This window comes from uncultured Jatrophihabitans sp., assembly GCF_964246335.1.
Lineage (GTDB): Bacteria > Actinomycetota > Actinomycetes > Mycobacteriales > Jatrophihabitantaceae > Jatrophihabitans.
Window position 1 is genome coordinate 1 of record NZ_CAXTQF010000059.1, and the last position, 893, is coordinate 893.

General features: G+C 76.7%; 1 pseudogene. It reads right to left on the reverse strand.

The features are described from left to right. Positions 1 to 20: 20 nt before the first annotated feature. Positions 21 to 818: pseudogene (gene truA, locus ACFFCN_RS14780) on the reverse strand (tRNA pseudouridine(38-40) synthase TruA); the annotation flags it as partial. Positions 819 to 893: the final 75 nt, after the last annotated feature.

Consider the following 893-nt stretch of genomic DNA (forward strand, 5'->3'; position numbering starts at 1 on the left):
GGCGTCAGTCTCGGCGGGCGTCAGTCTCGGCGGGCGCGGGTCTGTTCGGCGCGCGCGGTCCACTCGCCGGCGGGCGGGTAACCGACCTCGAGCAGCGTCAAGCCGTGCGCGGGCGCGACGGCGACGTCGTCCGCGCGGGTGTCGCCGCCGAGCAACTGCGCCGGCCAGCCGACGTCGCGCCGTCCCTCGCCGACGGCGAGCAGCGCCCCCACCAGCGAGCGGACCATCGAGTGGCAGAACGCGTCGGCGACGAGCTCGCAGGCGATCTCGCCGGCGCCGTCCTCGCCACTCACCCGTGTGACCTCGAAACGCAGCAGGGTGCGGATGGTCGTCGCGCCCTCCCGCCGCTTGCAGAACGCCGCGAAATCACGCAGGCCGAGCAGGCGCGCAGCGGCATCGTGCATCCGCTCGACGTCCAGCGCCCGCGGCCAGCCGAGCACGAACCCGCGACGTAACGGCGGTACGCCGCCCGGGGCGTCGCAGATGCGGTAGACGTAGCGCCGCCACGACGCGGCGAACCGGGCGTCGAACTCGGCGGCGACCTCGGTGATGGCGCTGACGCGTACGTCTGGCGGCAGCACACCGCGCAGGCGACGTAGCAGCCGGCCGTCGGACAGCAATTCGGCCGGCAGGTCGCCGTGCGCCACCTGACCCGATGCGTGCACCCCGGCGTCGGTGCGCCCGGCGACGGTCAGCGCGACGGACGGCACGCGCAGCACCGTCGCCAGCGCGTCCTCGAGCACGCCCTGCACCGTCCGCCGCCCCGGCTGGGCAGCCCAGCCGGAGAACTCGGTGCCGTCGTAGGAAACGTCGAAGCGGGGCCCCCCCCCCCCGGCCCCGGGGGGCCGGGGGGGGGGGGGGGGGCCGGGGGCGTTGCGGGCGGGGCCCGGGGG